This window comes from uncultured Jatrophihabitans sp., from assembly GCF_964251945.1.
Taxonomy (GTDB): domain Bacteria; phylum Actinomycetota; class Actinomycetes; order Mycobacteriales; family Jatrophihabitantaceae; genus Jatrophihabitans.
Window position 1 is genome coordinate 189,251 of record NZ_CAXULP010000002.1, and the last position, 25,236, is coordinate 214,486.

General features: G+C 71.2%; 20 protein-coding genes and 1 pseudogene. 11 read left to right on the forward strand and 10 right to left on the reverse strand.

Features of this window, described 5'->3' with window-relative positions:
• Position 1: 1 nt before the first annotated feature.
• A complete protein-coding gene (locus ACFFBG_RS05870; protein ID WP_375476610.1) occupies positions 2-1,855 on the reverse strand; it encodes a CDP-glycerol glycerophosphotransferase family protein in 1,854 nt (617 codons plus the stop codon).
• Positions 1,852-3,306, reverse strand: a complete 1,455-nt coding sequence (locus ACFFBG_RS05875) for an SDR family NAD(P)-dependent oxidoreductase (RefSeq protein ID WP_375476612.1) — start codon at positions 3,304-3,306, stop codon at positions 1,852-1,854. The genes ACFFBG_RS05870 and ACFFBG_RS05875 overlap by 4 nt, the downstream gene beginning before the upstream one ends.
• Before the next feature lie 319 nt (positions 3,307-3,625).
• Here ACFFBG_RS05875 and ACFFBG_RS05880 point away from each other — a divergent pair, with 319 nt between their 5' ends.
• Entirely contained in the window at positions 3,626-5,569 is a 1,944-nt protein-coding gene (locus ACFFBG_RS05880) for a hypothetical protein (RefSeq protein WP_375476614.1), read from the forward strand.
• Positions 5,570-5,599: 30 nt separating this feature from the next.
• On the opposite strand, the gene ACFFBG_RS05885 is transcribed toward ACFFBG_RS05880, so the two are convergent.
• Both ACFFBG_RS05885 and ACFFBG_RS05890 read right to left on the reverse strand, forming a co-directional pair.
• Positions 5,600-6,046: an SRPBCC family protein gene (locus tag ACFFBG_RS05885; RefSeq protein WP_375476616.1), complete on the reverse strand. Its 447-nt coding sequence runs from the start codon at positions 6,044-6,046 to the stop codon at positions 5,600-5,602.
• 54 nt (positions 6,047-6,100) lie between these two features.
• Positions 6,101-6,829 carry an alpha/beta hydrolase gene (locus ACFFBG_RS05890; protein WP_375476618.1) on the reverse strand — a complete coding sequence of 243 codons (729 nt, stop codon included), beginning with the start codon at positions 6,827-6,829 and terminating at the stop codon, positions 6,101-6,103.
• 237 nt (positions 6,830-7,066) lie between these two features.
• Between ACFFBG_RS05890 and ACFFBG_RS05895 the strand changes: the two genes are divergently transcribed.
• Positions 7,067-8,752 (forward strand): PQQ-binding-like beta-propeller repeat protein, encoded by a 1,686-nt coding sequence (locus ACFFBG_RS05895; protein ID WP_375476620.1) that lies wholly within the window; start codon positions 7,067-7,069, stop codon positions 8,750-8,752.
• 19 nt (positions 8,753-8,771) lie between these two features.
• Here the strand turns inward: ACFFBG_RS05895 and ACFFBG_RS05900 are convergent, their stop codons facing one another.
• Positions 8,772-9,347, reverse strand: a complete 576-nt coding sequence (locus ACFFBG_RS05900; RefSeq protein ID WP_375476622.1) for a hypothetical protein — start codon at positions 9,345-9,347, stop codon at positions 8,772-8,774.
• A 210-nt stretch (positions 9,348-9,557) separates the two neighbouring features.
• On the opposite strand from ACFFBG_RS05900, the gene ACFFBG_RS05905 reads away from it, so the two are divergent.
• Positions 9,558-10,478 carry an alpha/beta fold hydrolase gene (locus ACFFBG_RS05905; RefSeq protein ID WP_375476624.1) on the forward strand — a complete coding sequence of 307 codons (921 nt, stop codon included), beginning with the start codon at positions 9,558-9,560 and terminating at the stop codon, positions 10,476-10,478.
• Here the strand turns inward: ACFFBG_RS05905 and ACFFBG_RS05910 are convergent.
• Positions 10,441-11,499, reverse strand: coding sequence for a homocysteine S-methyltransferase family protein (locus tag ACFFBG_RS05910; protein ID WP_375476626.1), 1,059 nt, complete (start codon positions 11,497-11,499; stop codon positions 10,441-10,443). The two genes, ACFFBG_RS05905 and ACFFBG_RS05910, sit on opposite strands and share 38 nt — an antisense overlap.
• Positions 11,496-12,731, reverse strand: coding sequence for an NAD(P)/FAD-dependent oxidoreductase (locus ACFFBG_RS05915; RefSeq protein ID WP_375476628.1), 1,236 nt, complete (start codon positions 12,729-12,731; stop codon positions 11,496-11,498). The genes ACFFBG_RS05910 and ACFFBG_RS05915 overlap by 4 nt, the downstream gene beginning before the upstream one ends.
• 95 nt (positions 12,732-12,826) lie before the next feature.
• Here ACFFBG_RS05915 and ACFFBG_RS05920 point away from each other — a divergent pair, with 95 nt between their 5' ends.
• From ACFFBG_RS05920 to ACFFBG_RS05945, 6 genes are all read left to right on the forward strand, one after another.
• Positions 12,827-13,867, forward strand: coding sequence for a LacI family DNA-binding transcriptional regulator (locus ACFFBG_RS05920; protein WP_375476630.1), 1,041 nt, complete (start codon positions 12,827-12,829; stop codon positions 13,865-13,867).
• 84 nt (positions 13,868-13,951) lie between these two features.
• A complete protein-coding gene (locus ACFFBG_RS05925; RefSeq protein WP_375476632.1) occupies positions 13,952-14,998 on the forward strand; it encodes an NAD(P)-dependent alcohol dehydrogenase in 1,047 nt (348 codons plus the stop codon).
• Positions 14,999-15,001: 3 nt separating this feature from the next.
• Positions 15,002-16,411: an NAD(P)/FAD-dependent oxidoreductase gene (locus ACFFBG_RS05930; RefSeq protein WP_375476634.1), complete on the forward strand. Its 1,410-nt coding sequence runs from the start codon at positions 15,002-15,004 to the stop codon at positions 16,409-16,411.
• Entirely contained in the window at positions 16,408-16,881 is a 474-nt protein-coding gene (locus ACFFBG_RS05935) for an SRPBCC family protein (protein ID WP_375476636.1), read from the forward strand. The genes ACFFBG_RS05930 and ACFFBG_RS05935 overlap by 4 nt, the downstream gene beginning before the upstream one ends.
• A gap of 8 nt (positions 16,882-16,889) precedes the next feature.
• Positions 16,890-17,609, forward strand: a complete 720-nt coding sequence (locus tag ACFFBG_RS05940) for an HAD family hydrolase (RefSeq protein WP_375476638.1) — start codon at positions 16,890-16,892, stop codon at positions 17,607-17,609.
• 30 nt (positions 17,610-17,639) lie between these two features.
• Entirely contained in the window at positions 17,640-20,015 is a 2,376-nt protein-coding gene (locus ACFFBG_RS05945; protein ID WP_375476640.1) for a glycoside hydrolase family 65 protein, read from the forward strand.
• A gap of 24 nt (positions 20,016-20,039) precedes the next feature.
• Here ACFFBG_RS05945 and ACFFBG_RS05950 read toward each other — a convergent pair whose 3' ends face one another.
• Together ACFFBG_RS05950 and ACFFBG_RS05955 are read right to left on the reverse strand one after the other, a co-directional pair.
• Entirely contained in the window at positions 20,040-20,570 is a 531-nt protein-coding gene (locus ACFFBG_RS05950; RefSeq protein WP_375476642.1) for a TetR/AcrR family transcriptional regulator, read from the reverse strand.
• Positions 20,571-20,855: 285 nt separating this feature from the next.
• Positions 20,856-21,206 carry an Lsr2 family protein gene (locus ACFFBG_RS05955; RefSeq protein ID WP_375476644.1) on the reverse strand — a complete coding sequence of 117 codons (351 nt, stop codon included), beginning with the start codon at positions 21,204-21,206 and terminating at the stop codon, positions 20,856-20,858.
• 188 nt (positions 21,207-21,394) lie between these two features.
• Between ACFFBG_RS05955 and ACFFBG_RS05960 the strand changes: the two genes are divergently transcribed.
• Positions 21,395-22,384: an ABC transporter ATP-binding protein gene (locus ACFFBG_RS05960; RefSeq protein WP_375476646.1), complete on the forward strand. Its 990-nt coding sequence runs from the start codon at positions 21,395-21,397 to the stop codon at positions 22,382-22,384.
• Positions 22,381-22,899, forward strand: a pseudogene (locus tag ACFFBG_RS05965) (ABC transporter permease); the annotation flags it as partial. The gene ACFFBG_RS05960 and the pseudogene ACFFBG_RS05965, both read left to right, overlap by 4 nt.
• A gap of 299 nt (positions 22,900-23,198) precedes the next feature.
• Here the strand turns inward: ACFFBG_RS05965 and ACFFBG_RS05970 are convergent.
• A complete protein-coding gene (locus tag ACFFBG_RS05970; RefSeq protein WP_375476648.1) occupies positions 23,199-25,136 on the reverse strand; it encodes a putative nucleotidyltransferase substrate binding domain-containing protein in 1,938 nt (645 codons plus the stop codon).
• Positions 25,137-25,236: the final 100 nt, after the last annotated feature.

Here is a 25,236-nt window from a genome sequence, read left to right on the forward strand (position 1 = left end):
GTCAGATCTGGACCGGGTCGGTGGCCAGCGTTTCGGCCTCGGCGCCGGGCGCCGCGTCGTCGATCGCGCCGCGCCCGGCAACCGGCTCGTCGATGTCGGCGCCGCCGTGCCCGTGCAGGCCGGCCCGCGCCGGCTGGCGTTCCGCACGAGCGGCCAAGCTGTCGACGGCGTCGCGGAACAGCGACATCGGGTCGAGGCTCGGATCGCCGAGCAGGAAGGTGCGCACCTCGGCGCGGCGCGCGCTCAGCTCGTCGCGTCCGCGCGCTTTCGCCAGCCCTTCGGCGAGCCCCTCGCCGGTCGGCCCGATCAGGTACGCGGCGCCGGCCGACGGGTTGAGGTCGCGAAAGACGTCGTCCGGCTCGCCGGCGAGGTTGCTGACGAAGTACGGCTTGCCCGAACGCAGGTAGTCCGACACGACGCTCGACACGTCGCTGACCAGGGCGTCCGACTCGTTGAACAGCTCGTAGAGCGCCCTGGCGTTGTCGAGCACCGCGAGGTGTCGGTCGCCGGCGGCGTGCACCGCCGCGACGATCCGCGTGCTCGCCTGCTTCGCCGCGGGGTTCACCGTGCCGGTCAGCGGGTGCGGCTTGTACAGCACCCGCACGCCCGGCGTCGCGAGCAACGTCGCGACGATCAGCTCGCCGAGTGAGATCAGCGACGTCTGGTACGGGTCGTCGGTCCAGCCCTCCCAGGTCGGCGCGTAGAGCACGGTGAACGGCGCCCCGGGCGGCCGCGGCTCGGCGTCGGCGATCGCGTCGAGCTGCGGCCGGCCGACCAGCACGATCTCGTCCTCGCGCACGCCCACCTGCGCCCGGACGTAGCGCTGCCGGCCGGCCTCACCGGCCACCCACACCTCGTCGTACACCTTCGTCGCCGGGTTGAAGCTCGCCGTCTTGTCGCTGTCACCGTGGCCGATGAACGCGCTCTTGAGCCCGGGCTCGCGCAGCAGGTGGATGTTGCGCCCGACGTTGGCGACGTACAGCCCGACGCGCGCGCTCGGCATCTCGAAATTCATCACGTCGACGGTGAAGGGCAGGCAGAGGATCGGCAGCGACGTCGGCGCGAGGTCGGCCAGATAGCGCCGTTCGCGCAGCAGCACGAGCACCGGCCGGCCGAGCCGCTCCATCGTCTCGAACCACATGTTGACCTGGTAGACCGACGTCGCGCCGCCGGAGAAGTACAGCACCACAAGCGGCGCGAGATCGAGCACCGCCTGCTGTGCCGACGCGAGTCGCGCCTCGTCGTCAGGCAGCCGACGCAGCGCGAGCGCCTGCCTCACCAGCGCAAGCGGCGCCAGGGCGGCCAGCGCCGCCATCGCGACCGCCGCCGGCGCGAGGGGTCGGTAGCTGCCGCCCGCGAACACCCAGCCGAGCGCCGCGACGAGCGTGAGGTCGGTGGCCAGCAGCAGCGTGGCGCCCGCCGTGAGCAGCCACTCGGGCGGCGCCGGCGGCAGGCCGTCGGCGAGCACCGGCAGGTTGACCGTCTCGAGCCGTCGCCACCGCCGGCTGCGCACGAAGGACCGGACGGCGTTGAAGACGCCGAGCAGCCCATGCTGCGCGAGCACAGCGGCCACCACGACGCCGAGCGCGGTCGAGGACATCGCCCCGGCCCGGTAGAGCAGCACGACCACGAGCAGCTGTCGAAGGAACACCCGCCACACCAGGCCCGCGCTCGCCGTGCCGAGCAGCCGGAGCAGCCGGTCGCCTCGCGCCGGGTAGAGCGCCAGCTCGAGCAGCCACAGCGCAAGCAGCGCGCAGAACACGACGCCTGGCGAGCCGACCACCGCGCCGCCGAACTCCACGCCGTAGAGCGCCAGCAGCAACGCGACGAGCGCGGGGACGCCGACCCGCCTCACAGCGGGTCGACGGCGGGGCCGGCTACCGCCTCGGCGACCAGCTCGGGCACAGCCGCGGTCCGCGGCGCCTCGCGGCGGACGTCGATCACCTGCCCGGTCATGTCGGAGGCGAGGACGTCGAGGACCGTCGAGGCCACCGTCTCGCTGTCCAGCAGCGTGCCCTCAGGCTCTTCGCCGAAAGCCTGCACGCGCATCGGCGTGCGGGTGCGCTCGGGATTGACGACGTTGACGTGAATGCCGCCGTCAGACCATTCGTCGGCCAGCGCCTGGGCGAGGTTGACCACAGCCGCCTTTGTCGAGGAGTACAGCGAGTAGTTGGCCCGTCCGCGGGTGTAGGAGCTTGAGGTGAAAAGCACCAGGTGTCCCCGGGTCGCCCGCAGGTACCGCTCGGCGGCCCGGGCGACCGTGACCGCGCCGACGAAGTTGACGTTGACCTGGGCGAGCACCTGCTCGTCGGTCATCTGCGCCAGCGGGCCGGTGGCCAGCTGCGCGGCGCTGACCACGACGGCGTCGATGCCGCCGGATTCCCGCGTGGCGTGCGCGAGGGCGGCGTGGACGGTGTCCGGCTGCTCGACGTACGTGCCGGTGGTCGACCGGCTGAAGGAGTGCACCCGGCAACCGGCTTTCTCGGCGAGCCGCACCACGTCGCGGCCGATGCCGTAGCTGCCGCCGAACACCACGATCGCCTTATGCCGCAGCACATCGCCGTCCAAGCTGTCGTCGCGCCGCTCGGCGACGTGCGAGCCGAGCTGGAACAGCTTGTCCACCAGAAACAGGTCGATCGGGTAGGTGACTTTCATGTTCTGCTCGTCGCCGGCCACCACGTAGATCGGCACGTCAGGCAGATAGCGGAGCACCACACCGCAGTCGTCAGTGGCCCGGAAATCCGGATCGGCCAGCGCTTCCTCATACGCCCGCCGAATCGTCGACAGCCGAAAGCCCTGCGGGGTCTGGCCCCGCCGCAATCGGCTGCGGTCGGGGATGTCGTCGATGCAGCCGTGCTCGTCGACCCGGACGATCGTGTCCGCCGAGGCGATGGCGACATCCACCGCCTCATACGTCTCGAGCGCCGCCACGCAATCGCGCACGACGCCGGCCGGCAGCAGCGGCCGCACCGCGTCGTGGAACAGGACGTTGACCTCGTCCTCGCCCAACGCGGCGAGCGCGGCGCGCGTCGTGTCATTGCGGTCGACGCCGCCGGCCAGCACCCGGCTCACCTTCTGCAGGCCCGGCTTGCCGAGCAGGATGGCCTCGGCGTCGGCGACGAAGTCCGACGCCATCATCACGATGATCTCGTCGATCTCCGGGCACTCGTTCAACGTCTCGACGGTGTGCTCGATAACCGTGCGGCCGGCGACCTTCAGCAGCTGCTTCGGGATGTCGAGGCCGACCCGCGAGCCGGTGCCGCCGGCGAGGACGACCGCGATCGTGCGGAGCCGCGCGACGCTCATCTTCGGCTCACTCCGCCGCGCCGGCTGCCAGCCTGCACATCGACCGCGAACCGGACTTGTGTACGGTCGTCTGCGGCACATTCACAGCCGGTATCGAGTCGAGTTGCACGAGCTAATGGTGCCTTATCGACGGCGTGGGCGCGCACGCCGCGGTGGGCGCACAGCCTGATCCACGTGCTGCCGGGCAGACCAGCGCGCCGGAGGCAGGGATGGCAGCGCCCAAGGCGTATCCAACGTCAGCCCCGACGTCGGCCCCGACGTCAGCCCGTCGACGGCTTTCGACGAGCTGATGCCGTCCGACGCCGGGCGCCGTCGCGTCTTGACCATCGAGCTGGTGCCCCCGGTCGGCACCCGGCGCGCCGCCGTGCTCGGACTCCTCGCCGGCGCGCTGGCCTACCTCGCGGTGCTCATCTGCGCCGCGGCGCGCACCCCGGTCGGCGTGGCGATCGCCATGGCGGCCGTCGCCGTCGTCGAGATCGCCGTGCACGCCCGCGCGCCGATCGTGCCGTGGGCGTTGGCCCGGGTCGGGCTGGGGCCGGTGGCCCGCACGCTGGCCCGGGGCGCGTTGATCGCGCTGCTCGCCGCCCGCCTGCACTTCGGCGCCCCGACGGCGTTGGTGGTGGCGCTCACCGCCGCCTTCGGGCTGCTTGCCGGCGGCATGCACGCCATCACCGCCGGCCTTGCCCAACTGGTCGGCTACCTGCGCAAGCCGCCGATCATGTCCCGCGGGTTGGCCCTCGACGTCGGGCGGGTGCCGCCGGCGCCGCCGACCGCGTTGCTGCAGCCCGGCGGCCTGCCGGCGACCGTCGAGGTCCTGGCGGCGGTCGGCTTCGCGTTCGCCAAGCACCGGGCGGCGGTGCCGATCACCGGCCTGGGCATCGCGCTGGTCATCCCGATCGCGGTCGCTGCGTGGCTGGCGGTCGCCGCGCTGCGGTTGCGCCGGCGCGACGTGCGGGGCGCGGTGACGCGCGCCGTGCAGCGACGCCTGGCCGAGCTGCAGCCGGAGATCGTCGCCTACTTCGGCAACGGCCCGGAGTGGCAGTACCAGCTCGAAATGTGGCTGCGGACCTTCGAGCAGCTCGATCAGCGGATGGTCGCGCTCGTCCGGGACACCGACGTGCTGCGCCAGCTGGCGCCAACCACCGTGCCGATCGTGTGCATCCCCGGCGGCACGACGCTGATGGCGTTGGAGCTGCCCACCGTCCGGGCGGCGCTGTATGTCGGAAACACCGGGAACAACATCCACCTGCTCCGCCGGCCCGGCATCACGAGTGTGTTCATCGGCCACGGCGACAGCGACAAGGCGGCGAGCTCGAACCCATACAGCCGGGTCTACACCGAGATCTGGGTCGCCGGCCCGGCCGGCCGCCGGCGCTACCTCGAAGCCGGCGTCGACATTCCCGCCCGGTCGTTCGTCGAAGTCGGCCGCCCCCAGCTCGCCGACCTGCCGCGCGTGCCGGACCCGACGCCGTCCCTGACCGTGCTGTACGCGCCGACGTGGGAGGGCTGGGGCGAGGATCCCGACCACAGCTCGCTGCCGCTGATCGGCCCGGCGCTGATCGAGCAGCTGCTCGCCCGCCCCGGCGTGCGGGTGATGTACCGCCCGCACCCGCGCACCGGGCACCGCGACCGGGAGACCCAGCTGGCCCACCGTCGGGTGCTCGAGCTGTTGCGCGCAGCCGGCGCCGACGAGAAGCGCACCGCCGCGCTCGGTCCCCGGCCGGATGGCGCCATCGCGACCGGCCGCGGCGACGTGCTGGCCGACGTCGTGCTGGCCGACGGGGCGCAGGGCGACGGGGCGCAGGGCAACGGGGCGCCGCCGTCGATCGCGGAGCACGACGCGGCGCTGCGCGACTGGACGGCCGCGTACTGGCGCGCGCACCCCGGGCACCGGATCCTCACCGCGCCCGCGCCCGACCTTTACGCCTGCTTCGCGGCAGCCGACGCGCTGATCGCGGACATTTCGAGCGTGGCGTCGGACTTCTTGGCGGCCAACCGGCCCTATGCGGTGCTGAACGTCACCGACCTGCCGGCGGCCGAGTTTCGCGAGCGCTCGTCCTCGGCGGCCGGCGGATTCGTCCTCGACGCGGGTTTCGGCGAGCTCGACGGACTGTTGGCAGCGGCCGCGGGCGGCCCGGACCCGACAGCGAACGCACGCGCGCAGGCCCGCCGCCACCTGCTCGGCCCTCGGACCGACGACCCGGCGCAGACCTTCCGGGCGCAGGTCGACCGGCTCTGCGCCAACCCGTCCCGGCCGGACTGAGCGGCGCCGCGCAGCCGCCCGCGCGAGCGCTCACTCGCTCGGCTGGCTGCGCCGTTCGCACAGCGCGGCGAATCGCGCGAGCGACTCGGTGTTGCGCCGCACCAGCACCGCCTCGGCAACTGGGTTGTGCAGCCACTTGCCCGGGCCGGCGGACGGCTTCTCGTACATGACGACGTCGCAGCCGCCGTCCGCAGCGGTCAGCTCGATCCGGATCGCCGCCTCGCCGAACGGCCGGCCGCGTGCGATCAGCGAGAGGCTGCGGCCAGGGTCGACTGCGGTCACCTCGGTCTCGTCGCGGGTCAGCAGCGGCCACGCGCCGGCGGCGTGGTAGAGCTTGCTGCCGACCGCTGGCCAGGCGGCGTCGACCGCGCGCATGTGTGACGTGCCGACCACCCAGTTGGTGTAGCGCCAGCCGTCGGCCAACACATCGAACACCGCCTCCGTCGGCGCGTCGACGTGCACCGTGTTCCTCGCCATCGCGCTCTCCCATCAGTCGTGCGGTCAGTCGGGTGCGGATCAGCCGTCGTGCGGTCAGATCGCGTACTCGCCGGGCTCGTCGCGCGCGGCGAGCGCGAGTCGGTCCAACCGGCCGCGGTAACCCGAGCGCGCCCGGCCGACGTGGTCCACGTCGAGCGTGGCGTGCACGAATCGCGCGGCGAGCAGGTCGAAGGCAGGCATCCGACGCAGCATGGTGTGCTCGCCGCGCTCGATCGCGACATAGCTGACCGCCGCGCCCGCACGCCGCGCTCGCGCGGCGAGGTCGTGCGACGCGGCGCTGCTGGTCACGCGGTCTCGCGTGCCGTGGGCGATGAGCGTGGCCCGGCCGCGCAGCTGCGCCACCGGCTCCGAACCGCCGAGCCACGGCGCCAGCGCGACAACGCTGGCCACGCCGTCGTGACCCGCGGCGCCGAGCGCCACCGAACCGCCGAGCGAGTGGCCGACGAGCGAGACCGGAAGGCCGGGATAGCGCGTACGCAGCTGATCCAACGCCCACTCGACGTTCGCCAACGGCCGGACGCCCACGCCGCGGGTGGCGTTGAGCAGCCGGAGCACCGCGAGTGTGCCATGGCCCGCGTGCGCGATCCGCCGGGCGATCGGCACCATCCGCAGGACCGACAACTGGGCTGCGCTGACCGGGGTCGTGCCGCGCCCGCCACCGCCGTGCAGCACGAGCACGACGCCGGCCGGCGAATCCGGGGTCGCGCTGTCGATCAAGCGCGGCGCCGGCGCCGGGTCGGTCTCGGAAGGCGCGGTCGTCATGCGAAGGACGTCCCCAAACCGGACGAACCGTTATCGAGCCGCTCAATGGACAGCGCTGGCAGCGCCCGGAACATCGGCGCCGGTGGAACTCATGGAGCTCTTATGACCGGCCAGCCTGCTCTTGCCAACGCCAGGCCCGTAGCCCATGCTCGGCCGACCCAGAAACGGGATTGTTCCCTGCACAGCTCAGATTTGGGCCGATGTGCCCTATTTGCGCCCACCCGTCAGGAGCACCTCGTGATCGCTCGTCTGCTCGCCCCTGTTGTCGCTGCAGCCCTAGCCGTCGGCGTGGCCACCGCGGCGCCCGCGTTCGCAGCCGCACCGACACTCACGTCGTTCACGCCCACCTCGGGCGCCGCCGGGACGTCGGTGACGTTGACCGGAACGGGCTTCACCGCGCCCTCGACCGTGAAGTTCGCCGGGGTGTCGTCCTCGAAGGTCACGGTGACGTCGTCGACCAAGATCGTTGCCACGGTGCCGGCCACTGCGGCCAGCGGTCGAATCGCGGTGACCACGGCGGGTGGCACCGCCACGAGCAGCGCGTCGTTCACGGTCCTCCCGGGCGCGGTCCTCTCGAGCACGAGCGGGCGCCCCGCCACGGTGACGACGCTGACGCTCTCCGGGTTCGGCGCCCGCCAAGCGGTCGACGTGTACTTCGACTCCACCGAGGTGCGACTCGCCGTGGCCAACGCGTCCGGTGTTCTCACGGCGGCGATCACTATCCCGGCGTCGGCAACGCCCGGCACGCACTGGATCACCGCCGTCGGCCGGGGTGCGAGCGCGCCGGCGGCGCAGGCCTCGTTCCTGGTGCGCACCAACTGGACGATGTCGAGCTTCGACGTGACCCGATCGGGATCGAACCCGTTCGAGAACGTCCTCACCCCGACCACCGTCGCCAAGGTCACCACGCTGTTCCGCAGCCCGCACATCGGGTCCGCGCAGTCCACGCCCGCAGTGGTCAATGGCGTGGTGTACGCGACGTTCGGCGACGGCTCGATCCGCGCCTTCACTGCCGCCACCGGCGCCCAACGGTGGAGCAGGACGACCGGTGGCTCAACGATGTTCAGTTCGCCCACGGTCTCCGGCTCCACGCTGTACGTGGGTTCGTCGGACGACAAGGTCTATGCGCTGAACGCCACGACCGGCGCCATCTTGTGGACCGCCGCCACCGGCGACGTCGTCTACGGCGCGGTGGCGGTCGTCGGCAGCACCGTCTATGTCGGCAGCTACGACAAGAAGGTGTACGCATTGAACGCCGCCACCGGCGCCGTCCGCTGGTCCTACACCACCGGCTCGGCGGTCTTCGCCTCGCCGACCGTCGTAGGCGGCGTGGTCTACGTCGGCTCCTTCGACAACAACATCTACGCGCTGAACGCCAGCACGGGCGCCTTGATCTGGTCACACGCGATGGCGGGTCTGGTGCTCGCCTCCGCCGTCGTGGTCGACGACCTCGTGTACGTCGCGAGCGAGGGAAAGGACGTCAGCGCGCTGCAGGTCGACGACGGCAGCGTGCGCTGGAGCGTCACCGTCTCCGGGGTCGTCGACGGCACGCCCGCCTACGACGCCGGGCTGCTGTTCGTCGCCGACACCGCCGGGATCGTGCGCGCCCTGGACGCGACCACCGGGGTCCTTCGGTGGACGTCGTCACCGTCAGGCGGGGCCACGCTCCGCGCGCCCGTCACGGTCGCCGGGGGTGTCGTGTATGTCGAGAGCAACGCCACATACGCCCTGCGCGAGTCCGACGGGGCCCCCCTTCGGTCGCTGCCGGCCGGCTCGGCCTACGGCGGCGCAGCCGTCGCCGACGGCGCGATCACCATCGGTGACAACGTCGGCGGCAAACTCGTGCGATACACGCTGCCAGCCACCGCCACCGCCGCGGGACGGCCGTCTCCGGCCGCCCTCCACCCGACGTTCACGCGGTGACCGACCACCAGCCGTCAGCTCAGCGCGCCGAGCCGAACGCCCGGACGGCCTCGGGCCGGGTCAGCATGAAGATCACCACGAGGTCGAGGGCCACGCCGACGATGCTGGTGTAGCTGCCTCGGACCGTTGACACCAACCCCAACGCCGCGCCGATGCCGCACAGGACGATCGCGGTCATCCGCGCCCATTCCTTCAGCCGCCGCAGCGCGACGCCGACCCAGATCTCGACCCCGCCGATGGCCAGGAGAACGAGGCCGATCAGCACGAAGATGGCGCCGACGCTGCCGAGCGCGACGAGCAGCAGGCCGCCGAGAATGCTGAAGCCGCCGCTGATGAACAACAACACCGAGGCCGTCGTCACCGAGGAAGGAACCGCGGGCTTGCCGGGGTAATAGCCAGGCTGCGGATATCCGTAGGGGTACCCCTGCGGCGGCGGCCCCTGCGGGTAAGCCCCTTGCGGATATCCCCCTTGCGGGTAAGCCCCCTGCGGGTACCCGCCCTGCGGGTACCCGCCCTGCGGATATCCGCCTTGCGGCGGCAGGTCGGGTGAGCCCTGTGGGTCCGGCGGGTTGTACGTCATCGGGGGCCTCTCCATGCGCGCTGCACCCAAGCGCTCGCTCGGTGCACTGACGATAACCCGGTGGCGCCGGTCCGGAAGCTGCTATCCGACCGCCCGCGTCCCGCCCGCAAGTTGTCCTCGCTTCGGCGGGCTATGGGCCGAGGAGGCGCGGACAAGTTTCGAAGCGGCAGCTGATCGGCGGCGGAGGCTACGGCGGGCGCACCGACAGTCGTAGGGTGCCGGGTCATGCGACAGATCAGCCTTCCGGACGGCCGTTCGCTCGACGTCGTCGTCGATGGCGACTCCGGCCCGGCGGTCTTCTTCCACCACGGCAGCCCGGCTGCGGCCGAGAGCTTCCCGCCGCTCGTCGCCGCGGCTCGGGACGCCGGCCTGCGCTGGGTGTCCGCGACCAGGCCCGGCTACGGCGCCTCGACCAGGCGGCCGGGCCGCTCGGTCGCCGACAACTGCGCCGACGTCGAGGCGGTGTTGAACGAGCTCGGCGTGCAGTCCTTCATCGCGATGGGGTGGTCCGGCGGCGGCCCGCACGCGCTCGCCTGCGGCGCGCTGCTGGCGCCGCGCTGCGTTGGCGTGGTGACCCTCGGCGGGGTCGCGCCGTGGGACGTCGCGCAACGCGAGGGCTTCGACTGGCTCGCGGGCATGGGGCCGGAGAACCACGAGGAGTTCGGCGCCGCGCTGCGTGGCGAAGCCGACCTGCGCGGCTTCCTCGACCCGCTGCTGCCGGGACTTCAGCAGATCGAAGGCCCGGCGCTCGCCGAGGCCCTCGGCGGCCTCGTCGACGACGTCGATCGGGCGGCGCTGACCGGCGAATTCGCCGACAACCTCGCCGCAGCCTTCCGCGAAGCCGTGCGCCTCGGAGTCGACGGCTGGGTGGACGACGACCTCGCGTTCGCGCGCGACTGGGGCTTCGAGCTGTCCGCCGTCCACGCGCCAGTGTCGCTATGGCAAGGCGCCGACGACCGGATGGTCCCGTACGCGCACGGATCGTTCCTCGTCGATCGGTTGCCGAACGTGCGGGCGCACCTGCTGCCCGGCGAAGGCCACGTGTCCATCCCGCTCAGCAGGCTGGCCGACATCTACGCCGATGTCCGCGACTTTCTCGGCGCAGCAGCTACGACGCCGCGGACCAGTCGCCCATCTGCCGGCTGACCGCCTCGCTCGGCCCGGCGCCCAGCACCGGGTGCAGCTCAAGCGCCGGGGAGTATCGGCTCGCCGGCGTGTCCCGGCCCAGCGCCTCGGCCATTGCCCGGACGTAATGCGGGGCGCCGCCGCAACACACGCCGACGTAGCCGACGCCGAGCTCGGCCGCGGCCCGGGCGAAGTCGGCCATCTCGAACCGGGTCAGCGCGTGACCCTCGAGCTGGATCGGGAATAGCCGCCGGCCGTCCGCGCCGACGAGCGACTCGAAGCTCGGCACCGCGTCGTCGGTGCGGTAGGGCACCGGCTGCGCGGCGATCGGGATGTCGACCGCGGCGCGGATCTTCTCGAGCAGCGGCAGCATCGTCGCCGGTCCGCGCGAGCAGTTGAGCCCGACGATCGCGGCGCCATGGTCGGCGAGGATCCGACACGCCTCGACGTAGTCGTAGCCGTCGTAGGTCGAGGTCGGCCCGACGCTCGCGAGCGTGACCATCGCCGGCAACCCCAGCTCGGCGCACACCTCGACGCCGATCAGCGCCTCGCCGAGGAAGTCGTTGGTCTCGCTGATCACGAAATCGACGCCCTCCTCGACCGCCCAACCGAGTTGCTCGCGATACTGCTCGCGCACCACCTCGCCGGAGCGCACCGGATCCGCCGGGTCGTAGCACCACGTGTTGCAGATGTTGCCGGCGACCAGCGCGCCCTCGTCGGCCGTGCCGCCCTCGGCCGCGATCTCGTTCGCAATCCGTACGGCCTGCCGGTTCATCTCCTCGAGGTCACCCGCACGGCCGACGTCGCGCAGCTTCTCGCGGTGCGCGTAGTAGGTGAGCGCGACCATGACGTCCGCCCCGGCGCGCAAGAACTCGCGGTGCAGCTGCCGCAGCGCGTCCGGCGCGTCGAGGATGACCTCCGGCACGTACGGGCCGGCCTTGACGTAGCCGCGGCGTTCGAGCTCGAAGACATAGCCTTCCGCGCCGACGAGCGGGCCGTCGGCGAGGCGCTCGGCGAACGTGCGGGGCGATGGACGACTCATCGGACGGCCTCCACGGCGGATGCGACGGATCGAGCGGATCGTGCGGGTTCCAAGCGGGCGGCGATGAACCGGCCGGGATCGAAGCGGCGGATGTCGTAGACGGTGCCGCCCTGCAGCGCGAGCTGGAACAGCACCCGGCCGACCCACGGCGCGTACTTGTAGCCGGTCCCCCGCCAGCCGACGCCCACCTGCACGTTGGGCAGGCCCGGCACCGGTCCCAGCACGAAGTCGTCGTCGGCCACCAGGTCGTAGTCGCAGCCGTCGACGTCCCGCACGTCCTCGACCGAGGCGCCGGCGTCGGCCAGACCGGGCATGCACTGGGCGACGAAGTCGGCGATGTCGCGCACGCCGGTGCGATCGCGCGGGATGTCCGGCGGGTTGTAGTAGCCGATCTTCACCGCGTCGACCACCCCGTCGACGATCGGGTGCACGTACACGCCGGTGTCCAGGTAGGCGACCACCGGCATGACGTCCGAGGTGAACTCCGCGCGCCGCTCGGCTGCCGGCGTGAAGTACTTGGCCTCGCTGGGCCGGTCCTTGGTGATCGGCACCCGCAGCTCGCAGCCGGGCAGCAACGCAAGCAGGTCGTTCGTGCCGTGGCCGGCGGCGATGACCAGCGAGCGGGTGACGAAGTCGCCGACGTCGGCGCGCACCCGAATCAGGCCGCCGTCGATTCCCGTCTCGATCGCGATGGTATCGACGTGCTCGCGCACCGAGGCCTTCGCCTGCTCCAGCGCGTGCAGCAGCGCGCCGGTCACCGCGCGCAGGTCGACCAGACCTGCGCTCTCGTCGAGGTGGCCGACGTCCGCGTCCAGATAGGGGTAGCGCTCGGCGAGCGCCTCGCGGCTCAGCGTCTGCGGCGCGAGGCCGATGCCGGCGAGGACGTCGGCGCTCAACTGGCCGTAGGTCGAGGCCAGGTCGGGGGTGACAGCGCTGCTCGCGATGTTCAGGCAGCCGCAGCGCACCAGGGCGCGCACGCCGGTCTCGCGTTCGAAGCCGCGCCACAGCGTCTGCGCCTCGTCGGCCAGCCGCGCGTACTCGGCGTCGAGATAGTCCTTGCGGTACGAGCGGGTCCGGCCGAACGACGCCGTGCGCGGATCGCCGATCTCGCCGCGCTCGAGCACCGCGACCCGGCTGCCGCCGGCCGACGCGTGGTAGGCCGTGAACAGCCCCATGACGCCGCCCCCGAGGACGAGCAGGTCAAGCGGGTCGAGTGGTTGGTCGGACGGCACGCGCGCTCCTTCGCATTTGGTGAAGCGCTTCACTTTATCGCTTCACCTGTGTGCGCGCGGCTACAGCGGCGTGTCCGTCCGGTTACGATCACGCCGTGCGACAGCGCTCGAACCGGATCACGTTGCGCGATGTCGCCAGCGAGTCCGGCCTGTCGACCGCCGCCGTCTCCTACGCCCTGCGCGGCCTGCACGTCCCGCTGGAGACCCAGCAGCGGGTGCGCGACGTCGCCGACCGGCTCGGCTACCAGGTCGACCCGATCGCCCGAGCGCTCGCCTCCGGTCGCACCGGTTACGTCGGGGTGCTCTGCGGCTCGCTGCAGGACAGCTGGCAGCAGGACGTCGCCGCGGCGCTCGGCCGCGAGCTGCTGGAGACCGGCCGGCACGCGTTGATCGTGGACGCGTCCAATCGCCCCGAGCTCGAGCGAGAGCTCGCCGGCCAGCTGCTCGACCAGCGCGTCGACGCGTTGATCGCGCTGTGGGTAGACACCCGTGCGGCGCACTGGCCGGCGATCGCCAAGCGCGTTCCGCTCGTGTCGATCGGGGACAGCGTCCCTGGCGCCGCCACCGCCGCCGAGCTCGTCTTCGACAACGACGCCGGTGTCGGCGCCGCGCTCGGCCGCCTCGCCGACGACGGCCACCGGCACGTCGCCGTGCTGACCCCGGCCTCGCGCAACGCGCCGGACCATCCTGCCGAGATCGCCTTGCGCCGGGTGTCCGCCGAGCTCGGCGTGCGGGTGGACCTGCACCTCACGCCGTACGAGGTGGACGCGGCCGAGCAGGTGGCGATCGAGGTGCTCGCGGGCCCAACGCCGCCGACCGCGTTCTTCTGCCTCGCGGACTCGATGGCCTTCGGCGTGTACGCGGCCGCCGGCAAGCTGGGCCTGGGAATTCCCGGCGAGCTGTCCGTGCTCGGCTACGACGACCACCCGGTGTCCCGGCTGCTCAGCCCGCCGCTCTCGACCTTCAGCTGGCCGGTCGAGCCGCTTGTCGCGCACGCGGTGGAGCGCACGGTCCGCGCCATCGACGAAGGCCGGCGGTCGCGGCGCAAGGTGCTCGAGCCCGCCGCGGTGTTTCGCGACTCGATCGGCCCGGCCCGCGTGGCCGGCGCCACCCGTCGGCGACGCGGGCGGATCTGACGTGGCGCCCGCCGCCCAACGCCGCTCTGCTCGCCCGCCGAGCGGCCGGTTCACCGCGCGGTGTCGCAGGGTAGGAATGCCCTTATGACTTCTGCAATCGCCTACGCCACTCCCTCCGCGAAGGCGCCGTTCGAGAAGACCACCATCGAGCGCCGCGAACTCGGCCCGAAAGACGTGCTGATCAAGATCGCGTTCGCCGGGATCTGCCACTCCGACATCCACACCGGCCGCAACGAGTGGGGCGAGGCGCACTTCCCGCTGGTCCCCGGACACGAGATCGCCGGCGTCGTCGAAGAAGTCGGCGGCGACGTCAGCAAGTTCGCGGTGGGCGATCGCGCCGGCGTCGGCTGCATGGTGGACTCGTGCCGCGAGTGCGAGAACTGCCTGGCCGGCGAGGAGCAGTACTGCTTGCGCGGCAACGTCGGCACCTACAACGCGAAGGGGAAGGACGGCCGCTGGACCGACGGCGGCTACAGCTCGCACATCGTCGTGGACGAGGACTTCGTCCTGCACATCCCGGACGGCATCGAACTCGACGTCGCCGCCCCCCTGCTCTGCGCGGGCATCACGCTGTACTCCCCGCTCAAGCACTGGCAGGCAGGGCCCGGCAAGAAGGTGGCGATCATCGGCCTCGGCGGGCTCGGCCACATGGGCGTCAAGATCGCCCACGCGATGGGCGCCGAGGTGAGCGTGCTGTCGCAGACGCTGGGCAAGAAGGCCGACGGCGAGAAGTTCGGCGCCGACCACTACTACGCCACCAGCGACGACGCGACCTTCAAGGAACTCAAGGGCGAGTTCGATCTGATCGTCAACACCGTCTCGGCCTCGTTGCCGATGGCGAAGTACCTGTCGCTGCTGCGCCGCGACGGCACCCTGGTCAGCGTCGGCGCGCCTGCCGAGCCGCTCGAGGTGCCGGCGTTCGCCCTGATCATGGGCCGCCGCAGCTGGGCCGGCTCCGCCATCGGCGGAATCCGCGAGACCCAGGAGATGCTCGACTTCTGCGCCGAGCACGGCATCGGCGCAGAGATCGAGAAGATCGGCGCCGACCAGATCGACGAGGCGTGGGACCGGGTCGTCGACAGCGACGTCCGCTACCGCTTCGTCATCGACACCGCCACGTTCGCGTCCTGACCGATGACGAGCGCCATCGACCGACAGCACGTCGTCATCATCGGCTCGGGCTTCGGTGGCCTGTTCGCGGCGAAGAAGCTCAAGCGGGCGAACGTCGACGTCACGTTGATCAGCCGGACGACCCACCACCTGTTCCAGCCACTGCTGTACCAGGTGGCGACCGGGATTCTGTCCGAGGGCGAGATAGCGCCGGCCACCCGCGAGATCCTCAGGCGCAACAAGGACGTCCGAGTGCTGCTCGGCGAGGTCACCGACATTGACCTCACCGCGCACACCGTCACCTCGGTCGCCGGCGGCGAGGCGAGGACGACGAGTTACGACTCGCTGATCGTCGCCGCGGGCGCCACGACGTCCTACTTCGGCAACGACGACTTCGCGACCTACGCCCCCGGGCTGAAGTCCATCGACGACGCGCTGGAGATCCGTGGCCGGGTGCTGTCGGCCTATGAGTACGCCGAGTTGGAGCAGGACGAGAAGCTCCGCGACGAGTGGCTGACGTTCGCGGTCGTCGGCGCCGGCGCCACCGGCGTCGAGATGGCCGGGCAGATCTCCGAGTTGTCCCGCCGCACCTTGAAGAACGACTACCGCTCGATCGACCCGAGACGCGCACGCATCGTGCTCATCGACGCGCTGGACGAGGTGCTGGGCGCGTTCGGCACGAAGCTGTCCGCCGGCGCGGCCAGCCAGCTGGAGAAGCTCGGCGTCGAGGTGTGGCTCGTCGAGAAGGTCGTCGACGTGGACGATCGCGGCCTCACCGTCGAGGACAAGAGCGGCGTGCGCACCCGCATCCCCACCCGGACCATCGTGTGGGCGGCCGGCGTCAAGGCGTCGTCGCTGACGAAGACGTTGAGCGAGCAGACCGGCGCTCCGGTAGACCGCTCGGGCCGGATCTCGGTCGAAGACGACTGCACGCTGCCCGGGCACCCCGAGGTGTTCGTCGTCGGCGACATGATGTCGCTCAAGGGCTATCCGGGCGTCGCGCAGGTGGCGATGCAGCAGGGCGCCTACGCGGCCGGGCAGATCAAGCGTCGGCTGCGCGGCAAGGCGGACGCCGGCCCGTTCAGCTATTTCGACAAGGGCAGCATGGCGACGATCTCGCGGTTCAAAGCCGTGGCGAGCATCGGCCCGCTGCGCTTCGGCGGTTTCATCGCGTGGTTGCTGTGGTTGGCGATCCACGTGCTGTATCTGGTGGGCTTCAAGAACCGAGTGACGACGGTGTTGCATTGGGCGGTGTCGTTCCTGGGCCGAGGGCGCGCCCAGCGCACCACCACCAACCAGCAACTGCTCGCCCGCGATGCCTTGCGCAAGCTCGGCACGCCCGATCTCGCGCCGGCGGCCGACGTCGAGTCGAAGCCCGAGCCCGAGTCCGAGTCCGAGTCCGAGTCCGAGCCGAAGGCGGCGCGGTCCGCATGACGAAGTTCCAGAACACCGTCAAGAGCGACGCCGACATCAGCGCTTCCCGCGAAGAGGTATGGAAGGCGCTCACTGATCCGGATCTGCTGCCGAAGCTGACACCGCTGCTGCGCGACATCCACGCCGACGGCGAGATCTGGTGCTGGCAGATGATGCGCATCGCCGCTCTCGGTGTTTCGGTGAGCCCGAACTTCACCGAGAAGATGACCTTCGCCGACGGCACCCGGATCGAGTACACGCACACCCCGCCTGACGGCGCGCGCGAGCGGGCCGGGGCGGAGGGCCGCTACGAGCTCTCCGACATCGAAGGCGGGACGCACCTGTCGGTCGAGTTGACCCTGTGCGTAGACCTGCCGCTGCCGAAGGCAGCCAAGCCCGCGGTGCAGCGCGTCATGAAGGCGACGATGGATCGCACCGGCGACCGGTTCAGCAAGAACCTGCTCGACCACCTGAACGCCCACGAGCTGTAGGCGTCGGCATGCTAGGGCTTCCAGACATGATCCACGCGTGCCTGTTCGACCTCGACGGCGTGCTCACCGACACCGCGTCTGTGCACCGAGCGGCGTGGGCGGCGGCCTTCGACCCGGTGCTCGCCGACCACGGACAGGGCGAGTTCACCGAGCAGGACTACGACGACTACGTCGATGGCAAGCCGCGCCTCGACGGCGTGCGGGACTTCCTGACGTCACGCGGCATCGACCTGCCCGAAGGCAATGACGACGACAAGGCGGACGCGCAGACCGTGCACGGCGTCGGGCGGCGCAAGAACGAGGACGTCCTACAGCGCATCAAGCGCGACGGCGTCCGGGTCTTTCCGGGGTCGCGACGCTACCTCGAGGCGGCGGTCGAAGCCGGGCTGCGCCGCGTGGTCGTCTCGTCCAGCGCGAACACCGCCGACGTGCTCGAGGTGACCGGGCTGGCGCAGTTCATCGAGGACCGGGTCGACGGAGTGACGATCGCGCAGACCGGAATGCCCGGCAAGCCGGCGCCGGACTCGTTCCTGGCCGGCGCCGAGCGGGCCGGCGTCGCCGCCAGCCGCGCCTGCGTGTTCGAGGACGCCACCGCGGGCGTGCAGGCGGGCCGCAGCGGCGGTTTCGGCTTCGTGGTCGGCGTCAACCGGCTCGACGACGCGCACCGGCAGGCGCTTCTTGCCCACGGCGCCGACATCGTGGTCGACGACCTGGCAGACCTGCTATGAGGGCAGACCTGCTATGAGGGCAGACCTCTGGTGACGGGCACGCCGGTCGGGGCCGAGCGGTTCCCGCCGCATCCGTGGAAGATCCGCGAGGTCGGCCTCGACCAGGCCATGCTCGCGCAGAGCGAGTCGCTCTTCGCGCTGTCCAACGGACACATCGGCGTGCGCGGGAACCTCGACGAGGGCGACCCGAACGGCTTGCCGGGCACGTACTTGAACTCCTTCTACGAGACCCGCCCCCTGCCCTATGCCGAGGCCGGCTACGGATATCCCGAGTCCGGGCAGTCCGTGCTCAACGTGACCAACGGCAAGCTGATCCGGTTGCTGGTCGACGACGAGCCGCTCGACCTGCGCTATGGCCAGGTGCTCGAGCACGAGCGGGTGCTCGACCTGCGCACCGGCCGCCTGTCGCGCGACCTGGTGTGGCAGTCCCCCGCCGGCACCAAGGTGCGGCTGCACACTGAGCGTCTGGTGTCCCTTCGCCGCCGCTCGCTGCTCGCCATCCGCTACCGCGTCGAGCCGGTGGACGTGTCCCTGCGCGTCGTCGCGCAGTCCGAGCTGGTGGCCAACGAGGCGACGCCGACGCAGAGCGGCGACCCCCGGGTCGCCGCGGCCATCGACCACGCGCTGGAAAGCGTGCTCTACGACGCCCACGACGAGCGCGCGACGCTCGTCCACCGCACCCGGTCCAGCCGGTTGACGATGGCGGCCGCGATGAGCCACCACGTCGAAGCGCCGGACGACCGCTGCACCCGCGAACTCGCCATCGAGGCCGACTGGGCGCGCATGACGGTGTCGACCGATCTGGCCGTCGGCCAGCGCCTGCAGCTCGACAAGTTCGTCACCTATGGCTGGTCGAGTCAGCGATCGGTGCCGGCGCTGCGCGACCAGGTGTCAGCCGGCTTGACCAGCTCTCTGGACGCCGGGTGGGAGACGGTGAGCGACGAGCAGGCGGCCGACTTCGCGCACTTCTGGGCGGGCGCGGACGTCGAGATCGACGGTCCGGCCGAGATCCAGCAGGCGGTGCGCTTCGGGCTGTTCCACTCCTACCAGGCGGCCGCGCGGGCCGAGCAGCGCGCGATCCCAGCCAAGGGGCTAACCGGTCCGGGCTACGACGGCCATGCGTTCTGGGACACCGAGATGTTCGTGCTGCCGCTGCTGTCGGCCACCGCGCCGGAGGCTGCCGGCGACGCGCTGCGGTGGCGGGCGTCGACGCTCGATCTCGCCCGCGAGCGCGCGGAGACGCTGCGTCTGGCCGGCGCGGCGTTCCCGTGGCGCACGATCCGCGGTCAGGAGTGCTCGGCCTATTGGCCGGCCGGCACCGCGGCGTTCCACGTCAACGCCGACATCGCGGCGGCGGCCGCGCGGCATGTCTGGTGGACCGGGGACGACGCGTTCAGCCGGGACGTCGCGCTGCCGCTGCTCGTCGAGACCGCGCGCTTGTGGATCGCGCTCGGCTATCGCGGCGACGACGACGAGTTCCACATCGACGGTGTCACGGGGCCGGACGAGTACAGCGCGATGGCCTACGACAACACCTACACCAACCTGATGGCGGCGCAGAACCTGCGCTCGGCGATCGAACACGTCGAACGATGGAGCGCCGACGCCGAGCGGTTGCACGTCGGTCCGGACGAGCCTGCCGCGTGGGCGTGGGCGGCGGACCACATCTCGATGCCGTACAGCTCGACGCATCAGGTGCACGAGCAGTCCCGTGGGTTCGTCAGCCACGAGGTGTGGGATTTCGCGAAGTCCGCCGAGCAGGATGAGTATCCGCTGCTGCTGAACGTGCCGTACTTCGACCTCTACCGCTCGCAGGTCGTCAAGCAGGCCGATCTCCTGCTGGCGATGCACTGGGCGGGCGAGGCGTTCACCCCGCAGGACAAGGCGCGCGCCGTCGCCTATTACGAGCCGCTCACCGTCCGGGACTCCTCGTTGTCCGCGTGCACGCAAGCGGTGCTCGCCGCTGAGGTCGGCCATCTCCAGCTCGCCGAGGACTACCTAGCCGAGGCGGCGCTGATGGATCTGCGCGACACCGAGCACAACTCGCGCGACGGCCTGCACATCGCCTCATTGGCCGGCGCTTGGATCGCGGTGGTCGGCGGCTTCGGCGGGATGCGCGATCGCGGCGACCGGATCGTCTTCCGACCGCAGTTGCCGCCCGGTTGGCGCCGCCTGCGCTTCTGCGTGCGCCTGCGCGGCCAGCGGCTCGCCGTCGCCATCACGGCCGACAAAGCGACCTACACGGTCGACGGCGACGTGCCGATCGAGATTGCGCATTGCAGCCGCGACAAGGTCGACGAGCTGGTCGTCAAGCCGGGCAAACCGGTGACCCGGCGGTGGGCGGCGGTCCAGCCCATGACGCCGCAGCCGAGGCAGCCGCCCGCGCGATCGCCGTTCGGCCGCTGAGCTTCGAGCCGGGCGGCCGCTTGGTCAATCCAGCAGACCGGTGAATTCGGCGAGCATCGCCCGCAGCCGCCGGCGGTCCACGTCCTGCTCGCGCTGCTGGGCGCCGACGACCAGGTTGAGCGCCATCCGGCCGAGCAACCGGGCGCGAGCTCCGTCGACGCCGAGCGCGGCCACCGCGGCCCCGAGGTGCCGCTCGCGCAGCCGGTCGACGCGGGCCACGACTTCGGCCACGTCCGGCCGGCTGGCCCCCCACGCTCGGATCGCGGCCTCGGTCGCATGCGGCAAGGCGATGGCGGACTCGATCAGCGCGGCGAGACGCAGCGCGGCGTCAGGCTGCACTTGCGCGCTGCTCACCAACTTGTCGCTGTGCTCGTCGGACCAGTAACCGAGCAGCTGGTCCACGAAACCCGACAGACTGCCGAAGTGGTGGTAGAAGGATCCCTTGGTGACCGACAGCCGATCGCACAGCGCCGAGATCGTCATGGCTTCCACACCCTGCTCGCCGAGCAGCACCAGCGCCTCGCGGAAATAGTCCGCGGCGTGCAACCGCTCCACGCGACCTCCTCCGGTCAGCGAACGAATTGCTGGTCATCGTGTCACGCGCCGGCCGCACGATGCGACTGGGGCGCGGGCCGCGCCGGCGCTTCGTGTCGCGCCGGCGCCCGGCGCCGCGCGGCCACTGCACGGTTGCTTATGTGCGAACCGTGAATCGGAGGTGCAAAGCGCAAGTGTGCAGAACACAACGACGCCGCCGCGAGCCGAGTTACTCGACAAAGCGGCGGCGTCGACACCGGAGCGCGGAGCGCAGAAGATCAGGCGGCCCGGCGCAAAGCGCGTGGACTACTGCGCGTCGTAGGCCTCGATCACATTTCCCGGGATCCGCCCGCGGTCGGACACCTCGTACCCGTTGCTTTTCGCCCACTCGCGAATCTGCGGCAAGTCAACGCGGCTACGCGCTGGCGAGGCGGAACTGCGGGCGCGGCTGGTCGCGCCGGGTTTGCGGCCGTTGGCGCGAACTCGGCGGCCGTGGTCGACGTAAGGCTTGATCACCTTGCCGAATGCGCTCACGTTCTTCTTCGACAGATCGATCTCGTAGTTGGTTCCGTTGAACGTGAAACTCACGGTCTGATCTGCCTTGCCGCCGTCGATGTCGTCAGTCAACTCGACTACCTGAGTTACTTTTCTAGCCACCGGTCAGAGCCTTTCGATGGGGTTTTTGTGTCGGACGATTATTACAGTAGCGCAAACTCGCGGCAATGCCGTGAGGGGTTATCGGCGTTCTTCGGTGTCGCGTCATAGCCGGCGGTCGCTATTGGTCGGTGCGGCATCCCATAGGGTGTGCGCATGCCCGACCCGATGACGACCGCGAAAGGCGGGCGATGACCCCGCCAGCCGCGCCGGATCCGCAGGCCCCAGCGCAAAGCCTGACCGGTCGGATAACCGTGGATCGATTGACGAAGATGTTTCGCGGAAACGTGCGCGCTGTCGACGACTTGAGCTTCACCGTCGAACCGGGGTCGGTCACCGGCTTTCTCGGCCCGAACGGGGCCGGCAAGACCACGACGCTGCGAATAGTGCTCGGGCTCGTGCGCGCGACATCGGGCACGGCCACGGTCGGCGGCCGACCGTACCGCGAGTTACGGAACCCGTCGTCGGTCGTGGGCGCAGCGCTCGAGTCTTCGAGCTTCCACCCCGCTCGGACGGCGCGCAATCACCTGCGGGTGATGTGCACCGTCGCCGGGCTGCCCATCCGCCGCGCCGACGAGATGCTCGACCTCGTCGGCCTGGGGCCCGCGCGCAACCGCAAGGTGCGCGGGTACTCGCTCGGCATGCGGCAGCGGCTCGGGCTGGCCGCGGCGCTCCTCGGCGACCCGCGCGTCCTCGTGCTCGACGAGCCGGCGAACGGCTTGGATCCAGACGGCATCCGATGGCTGCGCGGCCTGCTTCGTTATCTGGCCGACGAAGGCCGGACCGTACTGGTGTCGAGCCATCAGCTCAACGAGGTGCAGGAGATCGCCGATCGCGTCGTCATCCTCGATCGGGGCCGGCTCGTCCGCGCCGGCGCCATCGACGAGCTGACCGCCGGCTCCGATTGGGTGCTCGTGCGCACCCCGGCCGCCGACCAGCTGCAATCGACGCTGACCGACGTCGGCGTTGGCGGCGCTGTCGGCGTTGGCGGCGCTGTCAGACTCGAGCGGCTGGACGCCGCGACGCTGCGGGTGCACGGTGTGCCTGCGGCGCAGATCGGCCACCTGGCGTTCCGGGCCGGCGTCGAGCTGCATGAGCTGAGCGCGCACCGCTCCACCTTGGAGGAGCTCTTCTTCGCGCTGACCAGCGCCAGCGGGCCACGGGGCGGGGGGCCGCAGTGATCCGGCTGATCCGCGGCGAACTCGTCAAGTTGCGCACCACCCAGGTGTGGTTCTGGCTGCTGCTTGCCACCGTCGCGGTGGCGGTGCTGCTCGTCGTCGCCGGCATCGCGTCGCACGATGGCGTGCGCGACGCCGGCGACGTCCCCAGCCTGTTCGCGACCTCGGCGCAGGCCGACCTCATCGTGTTCGTGCTCGGCGTGCTCGGCGTGACGACCGAGTTCCGTTATCAGACGATCACGCCGACGGTGCTGCAGACGCCGTCGCGCTGGGCCGTGGTCGGCGCGAAGATGATCACATACGCGATCGTCGGGGTGCTCTACGCGCTGGTGTCGGTGCTTCTGCAGATCGCGGTCGCCGTGCCCTGGCTGTCCGCCAAGGGCATTCACGTCGACTTCGGCGCCCCCGGCGTCTGGCACGCGCTGCTCGGGGTCATCGCCGTGGTGGCGCTGTTCGGGGTCATCGGCCTCGGCGTGGGCGCGCTGCTGCGCAACCAGATCGTCGCCGTGGTCGTCGGCATCCTGTTCCTGGCAGTCGTCGAGAACATCCTGTTGGCCATCCCGGTCGTGCGCAACGCGTGGCCCTTCATGCCCGGCGGCGCAGCCGCCGGCATCCTCCGAACCCGAGCCGACGACGCCGTCGTCAAACGGCGTCCACGAGCTGTCCGCGGGCGCCGGCGTGCTGGTTCTCGCGCTCTGGGCGATCGTCCCCGCGGTGCTCGGCGCCGCGTTCAGCTTGAACCGCGACATCACGTAGCCCTTCCAGCGGGCCAAGTTTCGCGCCTGCGGGCACGCTCGCCTCGGAGGCGTCGACAGGATCAGTCGGCCGCGGGCGCGGTCCAGTCCTGCGGCGGCAGGAAGTTCGACACGTTGTCCATGCGCTTCTGCACCGCCGCGACCTCGCGGACCGCTTGCGCCACGACGCTGCGGTCGATCGGCGACAACCGGGACATCGTCACGACGTCCGACGGTCGGTTGCCCTTCTCGTGCGCCAGCAATTGGTAGCGCAGCCGGAGCCGCTGCAGCACCACGAACACCTCGGTCAGCGTGCCGGCGGCGTCGTCGGGCAGCATCTCCGAACCCGCCGCCGCCCGCAGCCGATCGACGGTGGGCAGCTCGGCCGCCCCGACGCTGAGGGCCGCCCACCGGGCGATGTTCACGATCGGCACCAGCCCATGCGCTTTCACGTCGAAGGTGCCGCCGCGCCGCGACAGCACGTCGCGCACCGACCGCACCTTGGCCCGCTGCGACAGCGACTCCTCGAGCAGCAAGCGCATCGTGCCGGGGTGCCGGCGCAGGCCGGTGAACACCTTGCTCACCGCCGGCAGGCCCGGATCGCCGTGGATCGGCCGGCCGTCGACGAGCAGCGACGTCATGATCGCGCCCTTGCCCGCGACCGGGTCGGCCAACCAGTCGCGCGCCGCGTCCCGCCATTGCGTGTTGGTTCGGGAGAACGCCGACCGCGCGGCCGTCGCGCCGTGCGCGTCGACGCTGATGCCGGCCCGCTCGAGCACCGCGTTCACCTCGCCGAACGCCGCGCGGTACCGCGGAAGCACGTCGTCGTCCAGCGCTGGGTCGAAGGCCACCGCCGAGTCGACGTCGGAGCTCAAGACGGCCTCTCGGCGGCCGTTGCTGCCGAGGGATAGCCAGGTGAAGCGATCGGCGTCGAGGTCGGGGTGGTGCGCGAAAGTGAGTTCCAGCGCGCGGCGGATCATCGCGTCGACGGTCGCTGAGTACACCGCGATCACCTTGTTGGTCGCAAGACCGCGGGCGAGCAGGTCGTCGAGCATCGCCGGCACCCGGTGGGCACGGTCGACGAGGTCGTCCTCCGTGGCGGCGCGAGTCAGCTGCTGACGCAGGGCCACGCCCGCGGTGGACGTCGACACCACGAAGTCGGTGGGTGCGACGGCGCCGCGCAGCTCACCGCCGCGGTCGAGCACGAGCAGGAACTCGGCACGCTGGTCGATCAGGGTGATCAGCGCCTCGGCAGCCGACTCGCCGACTCGCACGGTGCGGGCGGGACCGTCGACGATTTGCCCGACGGGCGTGTCCGAACTGCGCGCGGCGACGACGATCTCCTTGCGTAGCAGGGCATCGGTGACCAGTCCGAAGCCTCCGTCGGCCAGCCGGACCGCGGCGTACGGCACGTCGCGTTCGGTCATCAGCCGCGCGACCTCGCCCGCCGCGGTGTCCGGCGGCACGACGATCGGTTCGTTGACGATCAGCTCGTCCACCACGCCGTATGACGGGTACGCGGTGCTCGGTGTCGCCGCCGGGGCGCCGGACAGCTGCTCGGCGAGGAACCGCACGCCGGAGGTCGACGTGAACGCCGGGCCGACCACCGATGCCGGCAGGCTTGCGACGCGGGCGCCGCTCCCGCCGCCGTCGCTGTCACTTCCGCTCGCGCTGTCGTCGCCGTCGTCGCTGTCGTCGCTGTCGCCCGCGGCAATCGCGCGCGGACCTACCGAGCGCTGGGTGAGCATCGCGGAGAAGCCGAACACTCCGCCGGGCCCGAGGGTCTCGTCCGGGCCGTCCGGCGCGGACTCGACGCTGCCCCACAGCTCCACGGCGCCGTCGAGCACGACGTAGAGCTCGCGGGTCGGCTCGGTGAACGCATCGACGATCTGCGCCTTGGGGCTGTAGGTGCGGATGCGCGCGGCCGCAGCCACCTCGCGCAGCGCCGCGGCATCGAGGGCGTCGAACGGCGGGTGGTCGGCGAGTAGTCGGGCTAGCTCGTCGATGTCGGGTGCGGACATGTTTTTATCGTGCCACCTACGGGTATCTGCGGAAATCATCCCGAAATGCGGGGTGGGCATCCTTTCGCGAACTGCCAGCGAATCCACAGCCGCGATCGTC

Coding starts and splice junctions, on each gene's coding strand:
- ACFFBG_RS05925 (WP_375476632.1), top strand. CDS start 13,952: ATGACTTCTGCAATCGCCTACGCCACTCCCTCCGCGAAGGCGCCGTTC.
- ACFFBG_RS05890 (WP_375476618.1), bottom strand. CDS start 6,829: ATGACGACCGCGCCTTCCGAGACCGACCCGGCGCCGGCGCCGCGCTTG.
- ACFFBG_RS05940 (WP_375476638.1), top strand. CDS start 16,890: ATGCTAGGGCTTCCAGACATGATCCACGCGTGCCTGTTCGACCTCGAC.
- ACFFBG_RS05960 (WP_375476646.1), top strand. CDS start 21,395: ATGACCCCGCCAGCCGCGCCGGATCCGCAGGCCCCAGCGCAAAGCCTG.
- ACFFBG_RS05885 (WP_375476616.1), bottom strand. CDS start 6,046: ATGGCGAGGAACACGGTGCACGTCGACGCGCCGACGGAGGCGGTGTTC.
- ACFFBG_RS05875 (WP_375476612.1), bottom strand. CDS start 3,306: ATGAGCGTCGCGCGGCTCCGCACGATCGCGGTCGTCCTCGCCGGCGGC.
- ACFFBG_RS05935 (WP_375476636.1), top strand. CDS start 16,408: ATGACGAAGTTCCAGAACACCGTCAAGAGCGACGCCGACATCAGCGCT.
- ACFFBG_RS05930 (WP_375476634.1), top strand. CDS start 15,002: ATGACGAGCGCCATCGACCGACAGCACGTCGTCATCATCGGCTCGGGC.
- ACFFBG_RS05905 (WP_375476624.1), top strand. CDS start 9,558: ATGCGACAGATCAGCCTTCCGGACGGCCGTTCGCTCGACGTCGTCGTC.
- ACFFBG_RS05970 (WP_375476648.1), bottom strand. CDS start 25,136: ATGTCCGCACCCGACATCGACGAGCTAGCCCGACTACTCGCCGACCAC.
- ACFFBG_RS05910 (WP_375476626.1), bottom strand. CDS start 11,499: ATGAGTCGTCCATCGCCCCGCACGTTCGCCGAGCGCCTCGCCGACGGC.
- ACFFBG_RS05900 (WP_375476622.1), bottom strand. CDS start 9,347: ATGGAGAGGCCCCCGATGACGTACAACCCGCCGGACCCACAGGGCTCA.